At 72.0% G+C, this 20386-nt stretch carries 17 protein-coding genes; 7 read left to right on the top strand and 10 right to left on the bottom strand.

Going from position 1 to position 20386, the window contains the following annotated elements:
* Positions 1 to 51 precede the first annotated feature (51 nt).
* From AB0D94_RS34040 to AB0D94_RS34025, 4 genes are all read right to left on the bottom strand, one after another.
* Entirely contained in the window at positions 52 to 828 is a 777-nt protein-coding gene (locus AB0D94_RS34040; protein ID WP_362060378.1) for an ABC transporter ATP-binding protein, read from the bottom strand.
* A 326-nt stretch (positions 829 to 1154) separates the two neighbouring features.
* On the bottom strand, positions 1155 to 1835 hold the full coding sequence (locus AB0D94_RS34035) for a response regulator transcription factor (protein WP_362060375.1): 681 nt from the start codon (positions 1833 to 1835) through the stop codon (positions 1155 to 1157).
* Entirely contained in the window at positions 1832 to 3532 is a 1701-nt protein-coding gene (locus AB0D94_RS34030; protein ID WP_362060372.1) for a histidine kinase, read from the bottom strand. The genes AB0D94_RS34035 and AB0D94_RS34030 overlap by 4 nt, the downstream gene beginning before the upstream one ends.
* A gap of 87 nt (positions 3533 to 3619) precedes the next feature.
* Positions 3620 to 5116 carry a hypothetical protein gene (locus tag AB0D94_RS34025; protein WP_362060369.1) on the bottom strand — a complete coding sequence of 499 codons (1497 nt, stop codon included), beginning with the start codon at positions 5114 to 5116 and terminating at the stop codon, positions 3620 to 3622.
* A 178-nt stretch (positions 5117 to 5294) separates the two neighbouring features.
* On the opposite strand from AB0D94_RS34025, the gene AB0D94_RS34020 reads away from it, so the two are divergent.
* Positions 5295 to 6488 (top strand): aromatic acid exporter family protein, encoded by a 1194-nt coding sequence (locus AB0D94_RS34020; protein WP_362060366.1) that lies wholly within the window; start codon positions 5295 to 5297, stop codon positions 6486 to 6488.
* 15 nt (positions 6489 to 6503) lie between these two features.
* On the opposite strand, the gene AB0D94_RS34015 is transcribed toward AB0D94_RS34020, so the two are convergent.
* On the bottom strand, positions 6504 to 7391 hold the full coding sequence (locus AB0D94_RS34015; protein ID WP_362060363.1) for a TIGR03619 family F420-dependent LLM class oxidoreductase: 888 nt from the start codon (positions 7389 to 7391) through the stop codon (positions 6504 to 6506).
* 263 nt (positions 7392 to 7654) lie between these two features.
* Here AB0D94_RS34015 and AB0D94_RS34010 point away from each other — a divergent pair, with 263 nt between their 5' ends.
* On the top strand, positions 7655 to 8761 hold the full coding sequence (locus tag AB0D94_RS34010; protein ID WP_362060360.1) for a mechanosensitive ion channel family protein: 1107 nt from the start codon (positions 7655 to 7657) through the stop codon (positions 8759 to 8761).
* A gap of 52 nt (positions 8762 to 8813) precedes the next feature.
* Here the strand turns inward: AB0D94_RS34010 and AB0D94_RS34005 are convergent, their stop codons facing one another.
* From AB0D94_RS34005 to AB0D94_RS33995, 3 genes are read right to left on the bottom strand one after another with little or no spacing between them, the layout of a single operon-like run.
* Positions 8814 to 10775, bottom strand: a complete 1962-nt coding sequence (locus AB0D94_RS34005) for a carbamoyltransferase C-terminal domain-containing protein (RefSeq protein WP_362060357.1) — start codon at positions 10773 to 10775, stop codon at positions 8814 to 8816.
* A gap of 35 nt (positions 10776 to 10810) precedes the next feature.
* Entirely contained in the window at positions 10811 to 11569 is a 759-nt protein-coding gene (locus tag AB0D94_RS34000) for a methyltransferase domain-containing protein (RefSeq protein WP_362060354.1), read from the bottom strand.
* Between the two features lie 24 nt (positions 11570 to 11593).
* A complete protein-coding gene (locus AB0D94_RS33995) occupies positions 11594 to 12877 on the bottom strand; it encodes a cupin domain-containing protein (protein ID WP_362060351.1) in 1284 nt (427 codons plus the stop codon).
* Between the two features lie 762 nt (positions 12878 to 13639).
* On the opposite strand from AB0D94_RS33995, the gene AB0D94_RS33990 reads away from it, so the two are divergent.
* The 3 genes from AB0D94_RS33990 (at position 13640) to AB0D94_RS33980 (ending at position 17644) form a co-directional block, all read left to right on the top strand.
* Complete coding sequence (locus tag AB0D94_RS33990) at positions 13640 to 15058, top strand: TfuA-like protein (RefSeq protein WP_362060348.1); 1419 nt, start codon at positions 13640 to 13642, stop codon at positions 15056 to 15058.
* Positions 15055 to 16251 (top strand): YcaO-like family protein, encoded by a 1197-nt coding sequence (locus tag AB0D94_RS33985; protein ID WP_362060345.1) that lies wholly within the window; start codon positions 15055 to 15057, stop codon positions 16249 to 16251. Before AB0D94_RS33990 ends, AB0D94_RS33985 begins: the two co-directional genes overlap by 4 nt.
* 139 nt (positions 16252 to 16390) lie before the next feature.
* Positions 16391 to 17644: an MFS transporter gene (locus AB0D94_RS33980; RefSeq protein WP_362060342.1), complete on the top strand. Its 1254-nt coding sequence runs from the start codon at positions 16391 to 16393 to the stop codon at positions 17642 to 17644.
* A 78-nt stretch (positions 17645 to 17722) separates the two neighbouring features.
* On the opposite strand, the gene AB0D94_RS33975 is transcribed toward AB0D94_RS33980, so the two are convergent.
* Positions 17723 to 17980 (bottom strand): DUF6225 family protein, encoded by a 258-nt coding sequence (locus AB0D94_RS33975; RefSeq protein WP_362060339.1) that lies wholly within the window; start codon positions 17978 to 17980, stop codon positions 17723 to 17725.
* Between the two features lie 189 nt (positions 17981 to 18169).
* Between AB0D94_RS33975 and AB0D94_RS33970 the strand changes: the two genes are divergently transcribed.
* Both AB0D94_RS33970 and AB0D94_RS33965 read left to right on the top strand, forming a co-directional pair.
* Positions 18170 to 18946, top strand: a complete 777-nt coding sequence (locus AB0D94_RS33970; RefSeq protein ID WP_362060336.1) for a hypothetical protein — start codon at positions 18170 to 18172, stop codon at positions 18944 to 18946.
* Positions 18947 to 19349: 403 nt separating this feature from the next.
* Entirely contained in the window at positions 19350 to 19844 is a 495-nt protein-coding gene (locus tag AB0D94_RS33965; RefSeq protein WP_362060333.1) for a flavin reductase family protein, read from the top strand.
* A 21-nt stretch (positions 19845 to 19865) separates the two neighbouring features.
* Here the strand turns inward: AB0D94_RS33965 and AB0D94_RS33960 are convergent, their stop codons facing one another.
* A complete protein-coding gene (locus AB0D94_RS33960; protein ID WP_362060330.1) occupies positions 19866 to 20273 on the bottom strand; it encodes a hypothetical protein in 408 nt (135 codons plus the stop codon).
* Between the last annotated feature and the right edge of the window lie 113 nt (positions 20274 to 20386).

Below are 20386 nucleotides of genomic sequence, written 5' to 3'. Positions count from 1 at the left end.
GGGCAGGTCAGGGCCGGGTCGGGGCAGGCCGGAGCCTGAGCCCGAGCCGGGTCAGGTTGTGCGGCTCGGGGCCTCGAACGCGAGCATCCGGGCGAGCACCGCGTCGGGAGTCGGGTTGTGCAGCTCGTCGACGAGGCGGCCGTCGGCGAGGAAGATCACCCGGTCCGCGTAGGCGGCCGCGGCCGGGTCGTGGGTGACCATCACCACCGTCTGGCCCAGTTCCCTCACCGAGTCCCGCAGGAAGCCGAGGATCTCGGAGCCCGAGCGGGAGTCGAGGTTGCCGGTCGGCTCGTCGGCGAACACGATCTCGGGGCGTGAGGCCAGGGCCCGGGCGACCGCGACCCGCTGCTGCTGGCCGCCGGACAGCTCGGCGGGACGGTGCCCCAGTCGGCCGGCCAGTCCCACCGTCGCGACGACGGTCTCCAGCCACGCCGGATCGGGCCGCCGCCCGGCCAGCCGCAACGGCAGGGTGATGTTCTCCAGCGCGGTCAGGGTGGGCATCAGGTTGAAGCCCTGGAAGACGAAGCCCACCTTGTCCCGGCGCAGCGTGGTGAGCCGGTTCTCCGACAGCGACGACAGCTCGGTGCCGCCGATACGGGCGGTGCCGGAGGTGACCGGATCCAGCCCGGCCATGCAGTGCATGAGGGTGGACTTGCCGGAGCCGGACGGACCCATGACGGCGGTGAACCGGCCGCGCGCGAAATCGACGGTCACCGCGTCCAGCGCGGTGACCCGGGCCTCACCCTTCCCGTACACCTTGGTCAGGCCGGTGGCCCGGGCGGCCGGTTCGCCGGCGTGCGGGGCGGGAGGTGAGAACAGCTGTGCCATGTGAACTCCGACGGGGGTACGGCGGCCCGCACGGATGGCGCGGACCGGAGAGACATCCCCATCGTCACGGCTCTCACCTGCGGAAACATCGTCCCGGAGGCGGGAGTTGACCTCTGCCGAAAGAGAGGAACACCCACCTCGCCTCCGTATTCGGACAGAGCCTCGGCGCGCCCGCATCTGCCTTTGGGCAGAGGCGACGTGCCGCCGTTCGATCCGGCGGGTGGGCGCCCGGCCCAACCGGAAGACCCGTGACCCGTCACGCGTCACCCGTCACCCGTCACCCGCGGCCCGCGACCCGCGACCCGCGACCCGCGACCCGCGACCCGTCAGGTTGCCAGTCCGGCCCGGTGGGCCAGGAGGGCCGCCTGCACACGGCTCGCGCAACCGGACTTCTCCAAGATCGCGCCCACGTGGGTCTTGACGGTGCCGATGCCGATGCCGAGCCGTTCGGCGATGTCGTGGTTGGACAGTCCCCGGCCGAGCATCGCCAGCACCTCGCGCTCCCGGGCCGTGAGGCTGTCGATCCTGCGGCGGTCCTCGGGATCGGGCACCTCCGACGCCGTTCCGTCGCCCCGCAGCATGCGCGTGACCACCGTCCCGGTCACCCCCGGGGAGAGGACGGCGTCCCCGGCGGCCGCGGCCCGCACCGCGCTGATGAGTTCCTGCGGACCCTCGTCCTTGAGCAGGAAGCCCGCCGCGCCCGCACGCAGTGCCCGCAGGACGTTGTCCTCGTCGCCGAAGGTCGTCAGCATCACCACCCGCGGAGCCGGATCGAGGGCCAGCAGCGGACCGATCGCGGCGAGCCCGTCACACACGGGCATCCTGATGTCGAGCAGCACGACATCGGGCCGGTGGACGGCCGCCGCCTCCACCGCCTGGCGCCCGTCGGCGGCATCGGCGACGACGTCGATGCCGTCTGCGTGACGGAGGATCAGGCTCACCCCGGCCCGGATCATCGTCTCGTCGTCGGCGAGCAGGACACGGATCGGCTGCGCGGGGTCGGTCACAGGGACTCCCAAGGTGTGCCGTCTTGGACGGAGGGGACGGAAAAGCGGTCGATGGCGATCAGCTGCCGGGTGGTGTCAAAGCAGTAGCGGGCGATCGTCAGGCCGCCGGGGTGGGTCTCGGTGGCTCCGTTGAACGGGTAGATGCACCCGTCCGTGCCGGGCGGACGGGGCGGCTCGCGCCCGGTCGCCGCGGCCCGGACCGCCGCGTTGTCCAGCACACCGCTGTGCGCCACCTGCTCGTAGGTCATGCCGATCCGGGGCAGCGGAGCGGGCCCGGCATCGGCGTCCGGCCGTGTGGCGTAGACGAATCCGACCCCGAGCAGGATCGACAGGCACACCGCCACCGTGCCGCAGGCCGCCGCAAGCCACTGCGCCGTACGGTGCACCGGCGCCATGCCCTCCGCCAGCTCGGGAGCGTCGAGGAACTCCGGGGAAGGGGAAGGGGTGCTCTCGCCGCCGGCGGCCCGTACGCTCACGGCATCGCCCGGCTCGGCGGGGACGACGGCGTGGACCTGGAAGCCCCCGGACGGCAGCTGGAGCGCCGTGAACGATCCGCCCAGCAGCTCCGTGCGCTCCCGCAGGCCCGTCAGACCCCGCCCGGTCCCTCTGCCCGGGCCGGGGGCAGCCGGGAGGGAGGGAGCGCCGTTGCGGACGGTGACCGCCACCGTCGCGTCGTCGTGCGCGACCGTCACGGTGGTGTGCGCGGTAGCTGCGTAGCGGTGGACGTTCGTCAAAGCCTCCCGCACGACGCGGTGGACCGTGCGACGCACCTGGGCCGGGCGCTCCAGGAGGTCCGGCCCCCGCCACTCCAGCCGTACGGTGATGCCTCCGGCGCGGGAGTCCTCGACCAGGGCCTCGATGTCGGCCCGGGTGCCGGTCGCATCGGTGAGCACGTCCAAGCCCGTGTCCCGGCCCAGCGGTCCCAGCACACCCAAGGCCTGCCGCAGCTCCCGCATCGCGTCGCCGGTGGTGCGCCGCACGAGCACCGCCTCCGCGCTCAGCTCGGGCGCCGCCCGTTCCAGGGCCAGTTCCAGGCCCCCGGCGTGCAGCGAGATCAGGCTGAGCCGGTGCCCCACCAGATCGTGCATCTCCGCCGCGATACGGGACCGCTCGTGGGTTCGCGCCTCGCTGTCGGCGAACCGCCGGGCCCGCTCCGCGGCGTCACCGCGCTCCCGCAGCGCCCGCACCAGGCGGCCCTGTTGCCCCTGCACGGTGCCGACCAGCCCCGGAACGACCACGGCCGTGGCCGCCAGTACGAGGCCCAGTGCCGCTCCGTAGAGCATGGAGCCCGGCCCCACCCAGGGCGCCGTCACCGTGGCAGCGCCCAGCACCAGCACCGCGGAGGCACCCAGCACCCAGGCACGTCGGCGTCCCGCACCGGTCCGGCGTGCCAACGAGTACGCGGTGGCCGCCAGGACCGGGCCGGCACCGGGCGCCAGGCCGGCCAGTACGGCGAGGACCAGCAGCACGGGGGCCCGCCCGATCCGGCGCAGCGGGAAGAGGGCCACGGCGGCGGCCACGGCCAGCAGCTGGAACTGCGGGTGCGGCGGCGGTCCCAGGCGGAGGATCCCCGCCAGGGTGGCCAGGGCGGCGGCAGCCACTCCGGCCGTCTCGGCCACCAGCAGTACCGGCCCCGGCGAGAGCGGGCCGCCCGGGCGGCGGCGGGTGAGACGGACGAAAGGGCTGGTGGAAGGCACAACGCCCAGTATCGGTGTTCGAACGCCGCACCGCGTGGACCCTCCGGCCGATCCGCCGCTCTGCCGAAGGACAGAGGCGGCCGGCCGTCAGCGTGAGCGGGGGGCGAGCCAGGCGACGTAGCCCCCGGGCAGCGGGGAGGCCGGCCAGGAGCGGGCGAAGGAGGGCGGCCGGGCGCGGCCCGCCGAGATCACGGCGACCGGCCGGCTGCGGCCGAGCACCGCGAGCCGCTCCGCGCTGATGCTCGCGTCGTGGCCGCCCACCTGCCGTGAGGCGCAGCCGGCGTAGTACGCGATGGGGATGGCCTGTTCTCCGCTGACCACACAGGGCGGCCGGACGCCGAGCCGGTGCAGGGCGTGCCCGGTCGCGGTGAGTACCCGGTGCTGGTTCCGGCTCCGCTCGTCCACCCGGTGGAGGACGGCCCCCTGGACGGCGGTGTGTACGAAGAGGGCGCCCGCCAGCACCCCGTACGCCGCCCTGCGCCGGCCCGGAGCGAGCGCTCTGGCCCGCACGGCGGCGAAGCACCCGGCCACGCACTCCGCCACGGGCACGGAGAGCACGGCGTACGCGGGCAGCAGGAAGCGGGGGGCCGCGTAGTCGACGGAGAACAGGTACGGCAGGGCCAGGCACAGCCCGACACCAGCGGCCACCGCGGCCGACCGGCCGCGGCCCGCGCGGCGGGCGAGGACGACGCCGCCGGCTGCCAGCAGGGGAAGCGCGAACCACCAGGCCGCCGTCCACGGGTGCGTCCAGGGGCCTTCGCAAGGGCGGCACAAGGTCCGTCCGACCAGACTGCGGACCTGGTCGTCGACGGCGACGTGCCAGCCCAGACCGCCCTGGATCTCGCTGGCCCGGGCCAGCCGGGCGGCGAGGCCGCCGTAGGACCCGTACGCCTCCGCGACCCACGGCAGGGCCCCCAGCGCGACCCCGGCCACCGGCGCGGCGGCCACCCGCAGCCGGCGCCCGCCCGCGAAGACCAGGGCGGCCGCCACGAGCGGGAGGCTCAGCCACACCCCGTCGACCGGCCGCATCACGGTGACGAAGGCGACCGCGGCCCCTGTAGCGAGCAGGGCTGCCCGGCCGCCTCCGGGGCGCAGCGCGCGCAGCAGCCATCCGGTCGCCGCCAGGGCTCCGAGCGCGCACCAGAGGTTGGGCATGGCGCGCGGCCCGTAGTAGAGGGTGGTCCACAGGCCGGCGAACAGCAGTCCGGCGGCGCCCAGTACCGCCGGCGGGAGCAGTCGGCGCCAGACCCACAGGGCGAGGAAGAGGCCGGTGGCGGAGAGCAGCGCCAGGTAGGCGCGGAGCACGGCGGTGGACGCGGTCAGCAGTGCCACGGGTGCGACGAGGTAGGAGATCCCGCGGGCCCGGGGCGCGGAGAAGAAGGCGGTGGGGGTGCCCGACTGCACCTGGCTGATGTAGACGATCTCGTCCCAGCCGAGTCCGGTGCCCGGGGCCACCAGGAGCAGTTGGACCAGGGCGAAGACCCCGGCCGCACCTGCGGTCCAGCCGAGGGCCGCGGAGTCCGGTCCGCGCGGCGCGGGCCGTTCGCGGTCTCCGGCTTCCGGTACGAGGTCGCGTACGCCCATGGCCTGCCCTTCCAGCCGGCGGAACCGTCGCTGCGGTCGGCGGCCCCACCATAACCAGGCCGCCCGGCCGGGGCCTGGCGGGGCGGCCGATCGGCGCAGTGCAGGCGTGTGCGTGCCCGGGGAGGGGAAAACCGCCCGCGACGCGTCACGCGGCGCCACCTGGGGAAGGCGCGCAGGTATGCCGGAAACGATCAGCAGTTTCGCCACCCGCATCGCTCGGCGCCGCCGCGAGCCGGTCGCCGTCCAAGCCCTGCGTTCCACGGCGGCGGCCGTCATCAGCTACGTCGTGGCGCTCCGCCTCAGCAGTGAGCCGAACCCGCTGACCGCGCCACTGACCGCGCTGCTCGTCGTCCAGGTCACCCTCTACTCGACGTTGACCACCAGCATCCGGCGGGTGAACTCCGTGGTCGTCGGGGTCCTGATCGCGATCGGTTTCAGCGTGCTGGTGGGTCTGACCTGGTGGAGCCTCGGCCTGCTCATCCTGGCCTCGCTGGTGGTGGGCCATCTGGTCCGGGTCGACGAGTTCGTCCCGGAGGTCGCGATCAGCGCGATGCTCGTCCTCGGAGTCACCCAGGTCGCGAACACCGCCTGGGACCGGGTGCTGGAGACCCTGATCGGTGCGGCGGTCGGGCTGCTGGTCAACCTGGTCGTCGCACCGCCCGTGTGGGTCGGCCCGGCGGGCGCCGCGATCACCGACCTCGCCCTGCGCATGAGCCGCCTGCTCGACCACCTCGGCGAGGAACCCCTCGGACCCGCCAGGGTGGAACAGGCCGCGGCCCGGCTGCACGAGGCACGCCGGCTCGACAACGACATCGCGCAGGTCGACGCGGCCCTGCGGCAGGCCGAGGACAGCCTGCGCCTCAACCCGCGGGTCAAGGAGGGCCTGCTCTTCCGGCTGGTGCTGCGTACCGGCCTGGACACCCTGGAGATCTGCGCGGTGGTGCTCCGTGTGGCCTGCCGGACGCTCACCGACCTGGCCAAGGCCCGCCCGGACGGACCGCTCTTCGCACCGGAGACCACGAGCGCGCTCCAGCAGGTGCTACGTCACACGGCCGTCGCCGTGGAGAGCTTCGCCCAGCTGATCACCGCGCAGGTCAGCGCCAACGCGGAGGAGGCGGAGGCCCGCCTGACCGGGGAGCTGGCCGTGGCCCGGCAGCACCGCGACCGGCTCGCGGACCTGCTGCTGGCGGGCGCCCGCACGGATCCGGCCCAGTGGCAGTTGCACGGCGCGCTCCTGACCGAGATCGACCGGGTCCTGGACGAGCTGGGGGTGGACAAGCGCTCCCAGCGCCTGCTGGAGGAACTCGACCACCACACCCGCACCCGGCGCACGGGCCGCCTGCGCCGGCTCCTTCCGCGACGCGCCGACTAGGCCCTGAGACACGCCCTAGCCGGCGCGCACGAGCTCCAGGACCTTGATGCCGAACTCCAGCGCCTCGTCCGGCTCGCGCACGCACTGCTGGAAGTCGACGAAGCAGCCGTCCGCCCCGGTGTCCCGGATCCCGGCGAGGACCGCCGCGATCTCCTCGTACGAGGCACCCGGCCGAGGGTTGAAGCGGATGTTGCGCCGTAGGACGCCGGGATCGCGGCCGGCTTCCTCGGCGGCCTGCCGGGCGATGCTCCAGAGGGCGGTGAGGGCCTCGGGGGGCAGGACGGCGCCGACCCAGCCGTCCGCCCGGCGGCCCACCCGGCGCATCGCGGCGGGCGAGAAGCCGCCCAGGTAGAGCGGCGGGTGCGGCTGCTGGGCCGGGCGGAGGCCGACGTAGGCGCGCGGGATGCTCCAGTGCGGGCCCTCGTGCTCGAACTCCTCCCGCGTCCACATGCCCTGGAGGATGTCGAGGATCTCGTCGAGCCGCTGCCCGCGCCGGCCGAAGTCGGCGTTGACCGCGGTGTATTCGTCGCGCAGCCAGCCGATGCCGAACCCGACGTCCAGCCGGCCGCCGCTCACCAGGTCCAGCGAGGTGAGGCTGCGCGCCAGCAACAGGGGCGGGTACCAGGGGGCGTTGAGGGTGCTCATGCCGAGCCGGGCCCGGCTGGTCGCGGTGGCGGCGACCGTCAGGACGGTGAGCGGGTCGAGGAAGGTCCGGTACTCGGGCGGGTACGGGTTCTCCGGTGTGTGCCCCGGATAGAGGTCACTCGGCTCGACCGGGGTCAGTGAGCGGTCCCCCACCCAGAACGAGTCGAATCCGGCGCTCTCCGCGTCGCGCGCGAAGCCGGCGATCCGGGCGGGCTGCGCGTGGGTGCCGTACTGGGGCAGTGCGATGCCTATCTCCATGGCCTCATCGTGGACGGCGCCTGGCCGCGGGGCCCAAGGGCGCCACGCGTGACGTGCGGCACAGCCGGGGCGGGGCACGGGGGCCTGCCTGCGCCGTCTCCGGCATGAGGCAGGATGGCAGCCCGTTCGGAATGCGTACGTACGCCCGAACGCGGTGCCATGCAACACGATCTGACAGGTGACAAGGTGACGACACATCGCATACGGCGGCAGGCAACTGCCCTCGCCGCCCCCGCGGCCCAGCACGGCGCGGAGGAGGCCCGTTGAACCGGGACGTCGTGCTGCACGACTGGGTGGTGGTCGCCATAGCGCTCGCCGGAGGTCTCGCCGTCGGGCTGCTGCTGCGCACCGTCCTGCGGTGGCTGGGGGAACACGCGCGCCGGACCCGGTGGAGCGGGGACGACATCATCGTCGACGCGCTGCGCACCCTCGCGCCCTGGGCGGCCGCCATCGCCGGCGCCGCGGTGGCGGCCTCCTCGCTGCCGCTGACCACGCGGGTCGAGCAGGTGGTCAACCAGTCGCTCACCGCCCTGCTCATCCTCATCGCCACGATCACCGCCGCCCGGGTCGTCGCCGGTCTCGTACAGTCCCAGACGCTGTCGCGGACCGGAGTGGCCGGATCGGCCAGCATCTTCGTCAACATCACCCGGATCGTGGTGCTGACGATGGGCGTGCTCGTCGCCCTCGAAACCATGGGCGTGTCCATCGCGCCGCTGCTCACCGCCCTGGGAGTGGGCGGCCTGGCCGTCGCGCTGGCGCTGCAGGACACCCTCGCCAACCTCTTCGCGGGCGTGCACATCCTTGCCTCGAAGACGGTGCAGCCGGGTGACTACATCCGGCTCAGCAGCAACGAAGAGGGCTACGTCGTCGACGTCAACTGGCGCAACACCACGGTCCGCAACCTCTCGAACAATCTGGTCATCATCCCCAACGCGCGGCTCGCGAAGACGAACATGACCAACTTCGCCCGTCCGGAACAGAAGTTGTCGATCCTGGTCCAGGTGGGAGTGGGCTACGACAGCGACCTGGAGCACGTCGAGCGGGTGACCCTCGATGTCGTCGACAGCGTGATGGCCGATATCGCCGGTGCGGTGCCCGACCACGAAGCAGCCGTGCGCTTCCACACGTTCGCGGACTCCAGGATCAACTTCACGGTGATCCTGGGCGTCGGCGAGTTCAGCGACCAGTACCGGATCAAGCACGAGTTCATCAAGCGGCTGCACCAGCGGTACCGGACGGAGGGCATCTCCATCCCGGCCCCCGCCCGGGCGGTCACGCTCCAGCAGGACGGACTCCAGCTGTCCGGGTCCTCACCGCTCCCCCACCAGCGCGAGGCGTCCCCCTCGATGTGGGTGGACAACCAGGGGTAGGAGTATCCGTCGCCGTGACCGTCGCCGTCGCAGTCGCCGTCGCCGTCGCCGTTCAGAAGGAGTACGCGGCCCCCAGCGAGGCGAACTTCTCGCCGCGCTCGCGCATGCGGTTCTCCGAGTACTCCCGCAGCGTCGGCGTCTCGGCCAGCTGCGCGGCCACCGCCGCGGCCACGGCCCGCGCCCCCTCGGCTTCCCTGATGTCCAGGCCGTCCATCATCAGGTTGTCGTGAAGGTAGCGGTACAGGACGAGATCCGGGAGGCCGTGCGGGTTGAGCGCGGCGCGGATGGCCCGTTCCCGCTCCGCCGGCACGGTGGTGAAACGCTCGTGGTCGCGCGGCAGCGGGCCGGGCACCCGGTAGGCGTCGAAGTGGGTGAACTCGACGCGGACGCCGTTGAAGTAGCCGATCCGGATGCCCTTGCGGAGGCAGAAGTTGAAGGCCTCGGCGAGCCTCTCGACGATGGGCTCGCCGCGGTCGTTCAACGAGGTGTTGCACAGCATCGGGACCCCGGTGGCCTCGTGGAAGGCGGCCAGCAGGGCGTGCAGGGCCGGGTTCTGGTCGACGGTGACCGATTGGACGCGGGCCGAGTGGTCGAGATGGGCGACCGCGGGGATGCGGTCGCGCAGGGCGCCGCGGATGGTGAAGGTCTCCAGCATGTACGGGGACGGCCTGCTGTTCTCGAACCAGGCCGGCAAGTGCTCCGCCAGGACCACCGGGGCGACCGGGCGCCACCACTGGCGCTCCTTGAGGCGGTTGAGTTCCTCCTTGGCGGCGTAGCTGGTGGGGTCGGCCAGCAGGCTGCGGTTGCCCAGGGCGCGGGGGCCGATCTCGGAGCGGCCGTGGAACCAGACGAGGGGCCCCTCCCGCAGGTCGCGCACGGCGGTGGCGAGGTCGATCTCACCGACCGAGGCGATGAAGTGGGCGTGGTCGGCCAGGGCGCCGTCCAGGTCGGTGTCCGAACCGCCGAGGTAGGGCGTGGGGAAGCGGAAGTCGAACCGCCGGCCGCGGCTCTTCTTCCTGAAGGCGGCCAGGGCCATGCCGATGGACTGGCCGTCGTCTCCTACGCAGGGCGGCGCGACCAGTCGCCGGAAGCCGTACTTGTCCATCAGGTGGCTGTTGGTGGGGCAGTTCAGCGCGTAGCCGCCGGCCAGTGCCAGTACGGTGTCCGCCGGAGCGAGCTCGTGGCGGGCCAGCGCGTCCTCGACGTTGCGTTCCATGATCCTGACCGAGATCGCCTGGACCTCCTTCATGACGGCCCCGGCGAAGGACTCCTCCTCGGTGAACCGGGGGTCGCCGACGAGGGTGTCGCGGACCTGGCCGGCGATCTCGTCGAGCGCGGCCGCCGGTCGGGTCATGCTGGTGATGTCGTCGAAGGTGTACCCGTCGAGGATCGCCTCGCGGTCGCACCGCCCGTACGCCTTGGTGGCGCCGGCCAGCGCCATGAGGGTGCCTTCGCGCTGGTGGAAGCGGTCCTTGGCGGCGCCGTAGAGGGGGCCCGGCGACTGGACCGGGAAGACCGTCATCTCGCCTTCGCGTACGACGCAGCCGGTGAACCACTTGCTGGTGATCGCCCGCTCGACGACGAAATCGGGGCCGCGGTCGACGGCGAAGCCCAGAACGGTGTCGTCGAAGAAGGTGTCGCTGTCGAGCAGGACGGCGCTGTAGAGGTGCGCGAGGCTGTGGTACGCGAGTTCGGGGTGTTCGGCGCCGAGGTGGTAGTCGTCCACCGTGTCCAGGCCGGGTGTTCCCCAGATCTCGGTCATGTCGGCCCGCGACAGTCCGTGCTCGGCGAGCCGGGCGTCCACGAACTCTTCGAGGTGCGCCTGGTCGAGGAAGGGTGTGCGGTGCTGTTTCTGGCCGCTGAGGCGTTCGACTTCCCAGTGGGCCAGGAGGCTGACGCGTGAGCCCTGCTTGTGCCACAGGGAGAGGTTGGCGTCGTGGCGGTAGGTGACGTTCAGTACGCGTTGCAGGCCGACCGGGTTGACGTAGGCAGACAGGTAGTAGCCGTCCTTCATGGCCTCTCCATCAGGGTGTGGGTGTCCGGCCGGGGTCAGCGCTTGAGCGAGAGCACCACGCCGTAGGCGCCGCCGGGGCTTTCGAAGGCCTCGCGCAAGGTCCAGTCGGAGGGGCTGAGGAGCTCCTCCAGTTCGGACAGGGAGCAGTAGAGGTAGTCGAAGTAGGGGCCTGCGAGGGTGCCGGAGCGGATACGGATGCGCAGCTGGCCTGCCATCCGGCCCGCCCGGCGGTTCGCCTCGTGGTAGTCGGTGTGCGGCCGGCCCGAGGAGGCGTAGGGATCTCGCCCGGTGGCCAGCAGCCGGGCCCCGGGGGCGGCCACCCGGGCGAACTCGGCGAGGGTCGGACCCGCCTGCGCGGCGCCGCCGAGCAGGCCGAGATTGGCTCCGAGTGCCAGAAGGGTGTGGAACTGCCCTTGGGCGCAGGGCAGGTTCTCCGCGGTGCCCAGCAGCGCCGGCAGCGAGCGCTCGCGGCAGATGTCCACCGCGCCGGGCGAGGAGTCGACACCGGTGACGTCGAGGCCCTTCTCCCTCAGGTGCAGGACATGGCGGCCGGCCCCGCAGCCGATGTCGAGCACGGCTCCGTCGGCCCGGTCCGTCAGGAGGCGTTCACGGTGGGGCCAGTCCTCGTACGGTGCGAAGTACTCGGCGGCGTCGCAGACGCCGACGAACCCGTCCGAACGTTCGATGACCTCGAAGACGCTTCCCGGCTGCGCGCGGGCGGCCCAGCACCGGCGCAGCAGGTGGCCGATCGCGTCGCCCGTGGTGGGTTCCGCGTGAGCGAGGGGGCTTTCCATGGTGGTCCTCCGCGGACGGGGTGATCAGGCGAGGGCGAGCGCGCCCTCCCGTGCCAGGCGCCGGCACAGCAGCACCACCGAGGGCTCGTCCAGGTCCGCGCCGAGCACGCCGGGGGTGAACGTTCCGTCCGTCCCGGCCATCGCCGTGAGGGTCTTCTCGGTGTGGGCGGGTGTCTTCAGGCACCGTCGGCCGAAAAGGGTGTGCACCCGGTCGTCCTCGTTCCACACGCGGAGCTCCGTGGTGCGGCGCAGCGGTGTGGACGCGGTGATCCCGTCGGCGGCGGCGATGGCGGAGAAGCGGCCGGTCGCGAGTGTGCGCGCCCGGGGCAGGACGGACTCCAGGTACTGGTCGACCATCTCCCGTACGTCGAGGTCAGCCAGTGTTGCCGCGAACGCTTCGAGGGCGGGGCCGATCCGGGCCGCCATCTCCTCGCCGCCGTCGCGGGGCAGCGGTATCGGCCCTGACGGCGCGAGGTCCGCGCCGAACCGCTCGAAGCTCCGCTCCAGGACGCTGCGGGCCACGGTGTCGTAGCGCGGCACGTTGAACTGGATCGTCTGGTGGATCGACAGGCCGCCGTCACCGGAGGTCTTCGCCATGTGGGGGGTGCCTTCGGGCACGTAGAGCATGTCCCCGGGCCGCATGGTGAGTTTGCGGACGCCGGCGTCGGGGTCGTTCTCCCGCTCCCACAGGGTGGGGTGGATCTCCCAGTACTTGGTGCCGTGGGTCTGCATGACGATGATGTCGTGCGGGTCCGCGTGCAGGGAGAACGCCTGGGAGCTCGGCGGCGTGACGAAGAGGATCACCCCGCAGCGCAGGTGGGTCTCGTCCTCGAACTGCTGGCACATGGCGCGCAGGGAGGGGATGTACTGGTCCACCTGGTTCAGGGTCAGAGAAGCCCCGGAGGCGAGGTGTTGGGCGACCTTCACGGGATCGGGCGACCCCTCGGAGGCGAGCGTCATGATCCGCCGCACGTCGGCGGTGCTGCCGACGCTGCGGGTCCTGGGCTGTTCGCCCACGCTCATGTACGTCGACGGGGGCAGGTTGCGGCCCATGCTGCAGACCCAGAGCTGGGAGACGCGCAGGGTGCGCGAGTCGATGAGCTCGTCGATGTCCGCAATGCTCAGCAGGCCTGAGGTGTCGACCACGCCCTGCCGGTGCAGTGGGCGCCGCCCCCAGTCCTCGCCGATCGTGCGTACCAGTTCCGCGGCGACGCCGGTGCCGGGCGCGTAGCCCACGGCGCCCAGGGACGCCCTGTCCGAGGGAGCGTCGACGGTCTCGAAGTCTGTCTCTGCGAGTGGCTGCTGCACGGCTCCTTCTTCCACTGGGAGGACTGCGGTGCCCGGCGCGCGGTGCGCGCCGGGCCCCCGGGGGGGTCCGGCCCCCCCACCGGGGGGCCCCGACCCCCCCCGCGACCAGGGCGGATAGGGCACCGCCACGGGGGCGCGGGGGGGGGGGGGGGCGCGGCCCCCGGGGGGGGGGCGCGCCCCCCCGGGGCGGCCCCCCCCCCCGCCCGGTCTACTCGTCGGTATAGGACGCCGACTCGTGCGCGATGGTGGTCGGTACGGCCTCGTCGAACAGGTCGTCCGCCGCCTCGATGACGTTCTCGGTGTTCATGACGTTTCCTCCCTCGGTGAATTTCGCGAAGCAGTCGGAAATGACGTGTCACTTCGCATCGGGAAACCTCCCTCCGTTGCCGCAGAGGAGCGGCCCCTCGGGGTGGCTCGACGATTCGAACGTAACAACTGGCGTACGGCAGGGTCAACGACGGCAACCGTCGATCATCTATTTCAGACACGTGCGATGAAGATCGATCGAGGCCTCCGGATGCGCGGGAGGTTCAGAATTCGGCAAGCGCAGCTTTCCTCTTCACGGATTCTCCTCAGGAGCTCCGCCATACGCCCGGACGGGCGCCTGGGCCCCATGCCGCAGATACACCTTTCATCACGAATCAGCGGTTTGTCACGATATTTTGCCCGTATCCTTCCCCTGTCTCCCCCGCTACGCTGCCCGGATGCGGTCGCCGCCGACCCGCCCACCGCATCACCAACGAGTGGAGGCGAGACATCCGAATGGCCGTCCATGTTTTCGCAGGGCCCACGATAAAAAAGGCGGATATTTTCCTGGAAATCGACGACTGCATAGTGCACCCACCGATCCGCCACGGCGATCTATTCTCGATCGACGTGCAACCAGAAGATTTCATCCTCATGATCGACGGTCTTTATCACGGCCACGAGCCGATCCGTCACAAAGAAATACTGCGGACAATGAGCAGGGGTGTGGTCGTCGCCGGGGCCGCCAGCATGGGCGCTTTACGGGCGGCCGAACTGCATTCCTACGGAATGCTGGGATTCGGCCGCGTATTCGAGATGTACCGCACGGGTGAGATCGACGCCGACGACGAAGTCGCCGTATTGCACACGGACGATCCGGACGGGAGCGCGCTCAGCGAAGCCCTCGTGAACATGCGGCACGCACTGCGGCTGGCAGGCGAAGAAGGTCTGGTCGACGAACGGGAAGCCGCCGCGCTCCTGGAGACGGCACGCGCGCTTCCGTACGCCCGACGTTCCTGGCGGGCCGTCGAACGCGAACTCGCCGGGCGCGACCTCGTCGAAGACGAACTCGTCGGGCCCGACAGGGCGGTACCCCACGGCACCGGCCTCGCCTCGGCCGCCGAACGCGTCGGACGGCTGGCCAGAGAGCGTCCCGCCGAGGTCGCTCTCAAGCTGCAGGACGCCCGGGCCGGACTCCGCCACGTCCACGAGCTGGCACGGTCGCACCCACGACCGCGGGCGACCGCCGGCGTGTGGACCGACGGCTGGGAGACCGCCTACCTGCGCCGATGGGAGAGCCGCTTCACCGGAGAGCTCGTCACCGGACGCTTCGTCAGCGTCGCCGCCCGGTTCGACTACCAGCGGCTGTTCGGCGCCGACCACCGCACACGCTGGCGGACCCACGTACTGGCCACCATCGCCGGCAGCCCGCCCGGCACACCGGCCCGCCTCCTGGAGGAGGAGGCCTTGGCGGCGGCCTCCCGGCACGGCCTGGACTCACGGTCCCTGACCCCCGAGCAGATTCGGGTCTGGGTTCCCGAACGGGAACAGGAAGTACTCGACGAGCGGGAAATCACCCTGACCGTACTCATTCGCTCAGCCCGTCTGACTCCCGACCTTCAGGACCCTGCCACCGCGCGGCTCCTTCTCCCCTCCCCCCTCGCTCACCACTCCGAAATCGCCGCAAGTCTCGCAATGAACGAGGCAGTTGCCCGGACGGGATATGCGAAGAACACCGATCAGCTCAAGACCGCGGTACTCAGGACCCACCTCGCCCTGAACTGGCACCTGCAAAGCACTTGCAATACCGAGGTACTCGACGCAGCCGCCCGGGACCGCGGATTCACGTCCGCACACGAGGCGCAAGAGGCCCTGCGGCCCTACTTCCTGAGACGGCACCAGGAAAGCCGGACGCCGAAGGGAGCGGCATCGTGAACGCGCCCCACCAGACGCCGCCCACGGGGCGAAAGGTCTTCACCACAGGAACCCACCGCGTCCGCCCGCCCGCCGACACCTGGGACCTCATCAGCCCGCGCCTGCCGTCCTACGGCATCACCCGGATCGCCGACGTCACCGGCCTGGACGTCATCGGCATCCCCGTCGCCGTCGCCGTCCGCCCCCTCTCCCGCAGCCTGTCCGTCTCCCAGGGCAAGGGGCACACCCCTCTCCTCGCCAAGATCTCCGCCGCGATGGAGGCGGTCGAGATGTGGCACGCCGAGTTCGCCTGCCCCCCTGCCGTCCACCTCCGGACCCCCCCGTCCGCCCTCGAACTGTCCTACGGTCTCGACCGGCTGGACCAGCACACGGGCAGCCTCCTGCACGCCGGCACCCCGCTCGACTGGGTCGCCGCCACCGGGACGCTCAGCGGGGCGGCCGTCCCCGTACCCCTCGACAGCGTCCGCCTGCACAGTTCCCGTACCGGCCGGTGGCAGCCGCCGGGGCTCAGAGTCACCAGCAACGGCCTGGCCTCGGGCAACAGCTTCGAGGAGGCCGCTCTCCACGCCGTGTACGAGGTGATGGAACGAGACGCCCTCAGCGCCCTCAGCGCCAGCGCCGAGGACCCGCGGGTGAACATCCGCGTGGAGACCGTGGACGACCCCCTGTGCACCGGCCTGATCGAGCGCATCACCCGGAGCCGGGTGTTCCTGGACCTGGCCCACGTCCCCAACCGCTGGGGGCTTCCCTGCTTCGCGGCATTCGTATGGAGCGAGGACTTCGCCCTGCTCACCGCCGGTTCCGGCGCGCACTCCTCGCCCGGTGTCGCCCTCAGCCGCGCCATCACGGAGGCGGTGCAGAGCCGCCTCACCCTCATCAACGGAACCCGGGACGACGTCACCGCCGTCTACTCGCACGTCCGGCGCGGCGCCACCGCGCGGCCCCGGCACGACCCGGCTGCACGCGACTACCACGACCTGCCCGCGCTGACCGCACGGAACTTCGACGACGTGGGGCTCGAACTCCGCTGGGCCTGCGAGCAGATGGCCGCCGCGGCGGGACACGAACCCCTGGCCGTGGACCTCAGCACCGACGAGGAGTTCGCGGTCGTCAAGGTCATCGCACCCGGCATGCACAACGGCACCCGCCACGCCGTCCCCCGCCCCGACTACCGGAACACGGTCCCGCGATAGCACCTGGCCGCACCGTCCGGCGTGCCCGGACCCGACGGGACCCGTCGACAGCACGGCCTCGCCGCACCACACCCGCACCACACCCGCACCGCACCCGCACCGCACCCGCACCGCACCCGCACCTGACCGCAGGAGCACGATGACGACCGCCGCAACCACCGAGGTCACCAGCACCGCCTGGCGCACCCCCTACATCCGCTACGTGATCGGCCGCGGGATCTCCACCGCCGGAACCAGCCTGGTCAACGTGGTGCTCGCCTTCGCCGTCCTGCGGACCGGCGGCGACGGTTTCTCCGTCGGTCTGGTCCTCGGCTGCTCGGTGACCGCCCAGACACTTCTGCTGCCGCTGGGCGGCGTCCTCGCCGACCGGCTCTCGCGGCGCACCCTGGTCATCGCCGGCAACGCCCTGCTCGCCCTCGTCCAAGGCCTGATGGGGGCCGTCCTCCTCGGCGGGCGGCCCGACCCGGCGCTGTGGATGTTCCTGCTGGCCGCCGCCGCGACCGGAGCCACCGCAGCCGCCGTACAACCGGCCTTCCAGGGGCTCATCGTCCAACTCGTCCCCCCGCAAGCCCTCCAGGGCGCCAACGCGGCCCTGCGCCTCGTCCTCAACATCGCCCGCATCGCGGTGCCCGGGGTGGGCTCCCTCCTCGGCGCCGCCTTCGGCTTCGGCCCCGTCCTGCTCACCGCCGCGGCCGCCTTCGCCGTCTGCGCCCTCGTACTGGCCGGCCTGCACGCCGGGGAATCCGGGGCATCCGGGCGGACCGCCGGTTTCTACGCGGGCGCCCGCGAGGGCTGGGCCGCGTTCCGCAGCCGTCCGTGGATGTGGGGCTACGCCCTCTCGGGGACGGTCGCGGTCCCGCTGTGGATGGCCGGATACCAACTGCTCGGCCCTCTCGTACTGTCCGGCCGGCCGGAGGGAGCGCAGCACTGGGGGTGGGCGGTCTCGGCCTTCTCCGCGGGGATGGTGCTGGGCTCACTGATCGCCCTGCAGTGGAAACCACGCCGCGTCATGCTCGCCTGCGTACTCGTCCAGCTGATCTGGCCGCTGCCCCTCGCGGCCCTCGCCTACGGCGCCGACCTGGTCACCCTGCTCGCCGCGATGCTGATCAGCGGCGCCAGTCTGGAGCTGGCCGTCGTGTTCTTCGAGACCGCCAAGCAGCAACACGTCCCCGAGGCACTCATCGGGCGCGTGACCTCCCTGACCATGCTCGGCGAGACCGCCCTGGTCCCCGTCGCCTACGTGCTCGCCGGCACCCTGGCCGACAGCGCGGGGTCCACCACCATGATGTGGGTGTGCTGCCTGGGCATCCTGGCCGCCACGGTGGTCCTGCTCGCCGTTCCCGACGTCCGCGGGCTCACCTCGCTGAGCGCTCGCGGTACGAAGCCCGGCTGAGGAGGTCAGGCTGCTGCGGGCCCGTCGCGCGGGCGGACCCCGACCGCGTCGACGGGCGGCGCAGTCCCGCCGGGTACGTCAGTCGATGTCGAGGTAGTAGGCACCGGCGCGCACGTCGGCGAACAGGGTGAACTGCACCTGCGCCGCCCCGGCGTCGCTGAGGTCCATCTCGACCGGCTCGGCGTCCACCAGGACGTACTCGCCGTATCCCTCGAAGTCCCCCGGCCCGTCCGCGACCCCGATGTGGATCGGCGTCTCGTCGGGTACATCCGTGAGGGCCTCGCGCAGCCGCGCGGCAGTCCACACCTGCGGAGTGTGGTCGAACATGTCAGCCATGCACAGAGGTTAGAACCGCGACGGTCGCGCGGGGGAACGCCGCGCCGCGAACCGGGCAGTCCGGGGCGGCATACGAGTGGCTGCGCCGCAGGAGTGCAGCAACGGATCTTGCGGGGAAGGAAGTGCGGGTGCCCGATGATGAGTAGCATCCGGCAGCAACACCATGAGGTATGAGGAGAGTGAGCCGCAATGATCGACGAGCCGGACACCACGCCCATCCACAAGCAGTACGCGCAGCGGTTCTCCGCCGATCTCGAGACCAACCGCAAGGAACAGGAAGTCCTCTCCGCGCAGATCACGGAACTCGAGGCGCGTCTGAAGCAGCTGAAGGCGGACGAGAGCTGGCTCTGCGGCATGCAGGGCGCGCTGCCGGCACCCGCGAGCGACACCGCCGCCGCCGGACAGGAAGCACCCCAGCCGGTCCAGTCCCCCGCCGGGACTCCGGCTGCAGGGGTTGTCCCCCAGCCCCGGCGGGCGAAGAAGAGCACGGGAGCGGCACGGACGAGGAAGACGACGCAGGCCAGGAAGGCGTCCGGTACTCCTGCCGCATCGGGCGCGAAGACCAAGACCGTCGCGCGCAAGCCCGCCGCGCCCGCCAAGCCCGCCGCGCCCGCCAAGGCCGCCAAGCCCGCAGCGCCCGCAGCGGAGAAGAGCGCCGGGACGGACACGGTCAAGGGGGAACCCCCGCTGCGCGAGCTCGTCCTCGCCCTCCTGGTGGGCGCCGCGGAACCCCGTATGGTCGGCGAGGTCACCACCGAACTGGCCCAAGCGCACCCCGGCCGGTCGGCCTCCACCCAGGTCGTCCGCAACACCCTCGAGGCACTGGCGAAGAAGAGCCTCGTCGAGAAGGAACGCAAGCAGGGCTCGGTGATGTACTCCGCGCCACGGCCCGCGGTGAGCGAGCCGGTGTCCGAGGCGGCGGCGACCACCGGGACGGCGGACGAGAAGGAGCCGGTGCAGGTCTGATCCCTCACCGCCACCCGGCTGGTGCCCGGGCGTCACTCACCCAGTGGACGGCCGCACCGTGAGCAGAGGCGGGCCCCCGGATCGGTGGCGAGTCGGCCGCAGCCGGCGCACACGAGGTGCAACAGGCAGGCAGACTCGCCGCCTTCGTCCGGCGCGTCGCCGGGGGTGAGGCGGACGGTGTGGGCCTGTACGGTGCGACCGTCGACGGCCCGCTGCCCAGCGCTCCCGCTCACTGGCGCGGGAGCCTCGGCGATGACGGCCGTGTCGGGTTCGGCAGGTACCCCGGCTCCACCTCTGCGGCTGCTACCCGTCATGCTCGTTCGTCCTTCCCAGAGTTCTCGAGACGTGTGACCGAGGGTGGCGCCCTGGGGAACCCGCCGCAAGCCCCGACCGGAGGAGTCACATGCCGGACCCTGACCCCGTTCCCTTCTCCGACGCAATGGACGGACCGATGTACGTGGTCACTGCCGCGTCGGCCGGGCGGCTGGCCGGCTGCCTGGTCGGGTTCGCCTCGCAGTGCTCGATCGAGCCGCCCCGCTTCGTCGTCTGGCTTTCGACCGCCAACCGGACGTACCGGGTCGCGCGTGAGGCCGAGTACCTCACCGTGCACGTGCTGCGCCGGGACCAGCGGGCGCTGGCCGAGCTCTTCGGCGGCCGCACGGGCGACGAGGTGGACAAGTTCGCCGAGGTCGGCTGGCGGCCCGGCGTGGGCGGCACTCCCGTGCTGTCCGAGGCACGTGCCTGGTTCACCGGCCGCGTGGAGGGGGTCGTGCCGGGCGGTGACCACGTGGGATTCCTGCTCTCGCCGGCCGAGCAGTCCCCGGCAGACAGTGCTCCGCCGGTCCCGCCGCTGCGGTTCGCCGACGTCCGCGACCTCCAGGCCGGCCATCCGGCGTGACGCGGCCGGGCACCTCCGAGGTCAGGCCACCGGACGGGCGCCGCGTACGTGTTCGGGGTACCAGGCGGTGAACTTCACCGCCAGCACCAGCAGGACGACGGGGACGACCCAGTTCAGCCAGTCCCCGTGCCGACCCGCCTCCACGGCGATCAGGCCGGCCACCGCGATGACCGCGAACACCGCACCCCACACGGCTGTCAGGACGCGGTTCGTCCGGCGGAACAGCGGCGAGCCCCAGTGCTCGCGCGGCACCGACTCGCGGGCGTACTGCTCGGTGAAGGGCGTGAACGCCAGCGACCCCAGGGCCACCACCGCGATCACCGTGCTCGCCAGCGTCTGGGCGTACGTCTCCAGCCAGATCAGGTCCTGCCGGTCGAGCACCAGAGCCAGGACCGAGACGACCGCGAAGAACGCCCGCCCGGGCCGCACGATCGGCGAGCAAACCTCCTAGGTCCTGTCCGGGCGATCTTCGTGGATCAGCCCGCGTCGTCTGGTGCGGTGCATCGCAAGGCGGAGGATCGCAGCTCGTACTTGGCCGTACT

Source organism: Streptomyces sp. NPDC048255 (genome assembly GCF_040652415.1).
Taxonomy (GTDB): domain Bacteria; phylum Actinomycetota; class Actinomycetes; order Streptomycetales; family Streptomycetaceae; genus Streptomyces.
This window is presented reverse-complemented; position numbering and strand designations above follow the sequence as displayed.

Excerpts from the sequence above, each read along its gene's own strand:
- AB0D94_RS34040 (WP_362060378.1), bottom strand. The coding sequence starts at position 828 with ATGGCACAGCTGTTCTCACCTCCCGCCCCGCACGCCGGCGAACCGGCC.
- AB0D94_RS34025 (WP_362060369.1), bottom strand. The coding sequence starts at position 5,116 with ATGGGCGTACGCGACCTCGTACCGGAAGCCGGAGACCGCGAACGGCCC.
- AB0D94_RS34020 (WP_362060366.1), top strand. The coding sequence starts at position 5,295 with ATGCCGGAAACGATCAGCAGTTTCGCCACCCGCATCGCTCGGCGCCGC.
- AB0D94_RS34015 (WP_362060363.1), bottom strand. The coding sequence starts at position 7,391 with ATGGAGATAGGCATCGCACTGCCCCAGTACGGCACCCACGCGCAGCCC.
- AB0D94_RS34005 (WP_362060357.1), bottom strand. The coding sequence starts at position 10,775 with ATGAAGGACGGCTACTACCTGTCTGCCTACGTCAACCCGGTCGGCCTG.
- AB0D94_RS34000 (WP_362060354.1), bottom strand. The coding sequence starts at position 11,569 with ATGGAAAGCCCCCTCGCTCACGCGGAACCCACCACGGGCGACGCGATC.
- AB0D94_RS33990 (WP_362060348.1), top strand. The coding sequence starts at position 13,640 with ATGGCCGTCCATGTTTTCGCAGGGCCCACGATAAAAAAGGCGGATATT.
- AB0D94_RS33980 (WP_362060342.1), top strand. The coding sequence starts at position 16,391 with ATGACGACCGCCGCAACCACCGAGGTCACCAGCACCGCCTGGCGCACC.
- AB0D94_RS33975 (WP_362060339.1), bottom strand. The coding sequence starts at position 17,980 with ATGGCTGACATGTTCGACCACACTCCGCAGGTGTGGACTGCCGCGCGG.
- AB0D94_RS33970 (WP_362060336.1), top strand. The coding sequence starts at position 18,170 with ATGATCGACGAGCCGGACACCACGCCCATCCACAAGCAGTACGCGCAG.
- AB0D94_RS33965 (WP_362060333.1), top strand. The coding sequence starts at position 19,350 with ATGCCGGACCCTGACCCCGTTCCCTTCTCCGACGCAATGGACGGACCG.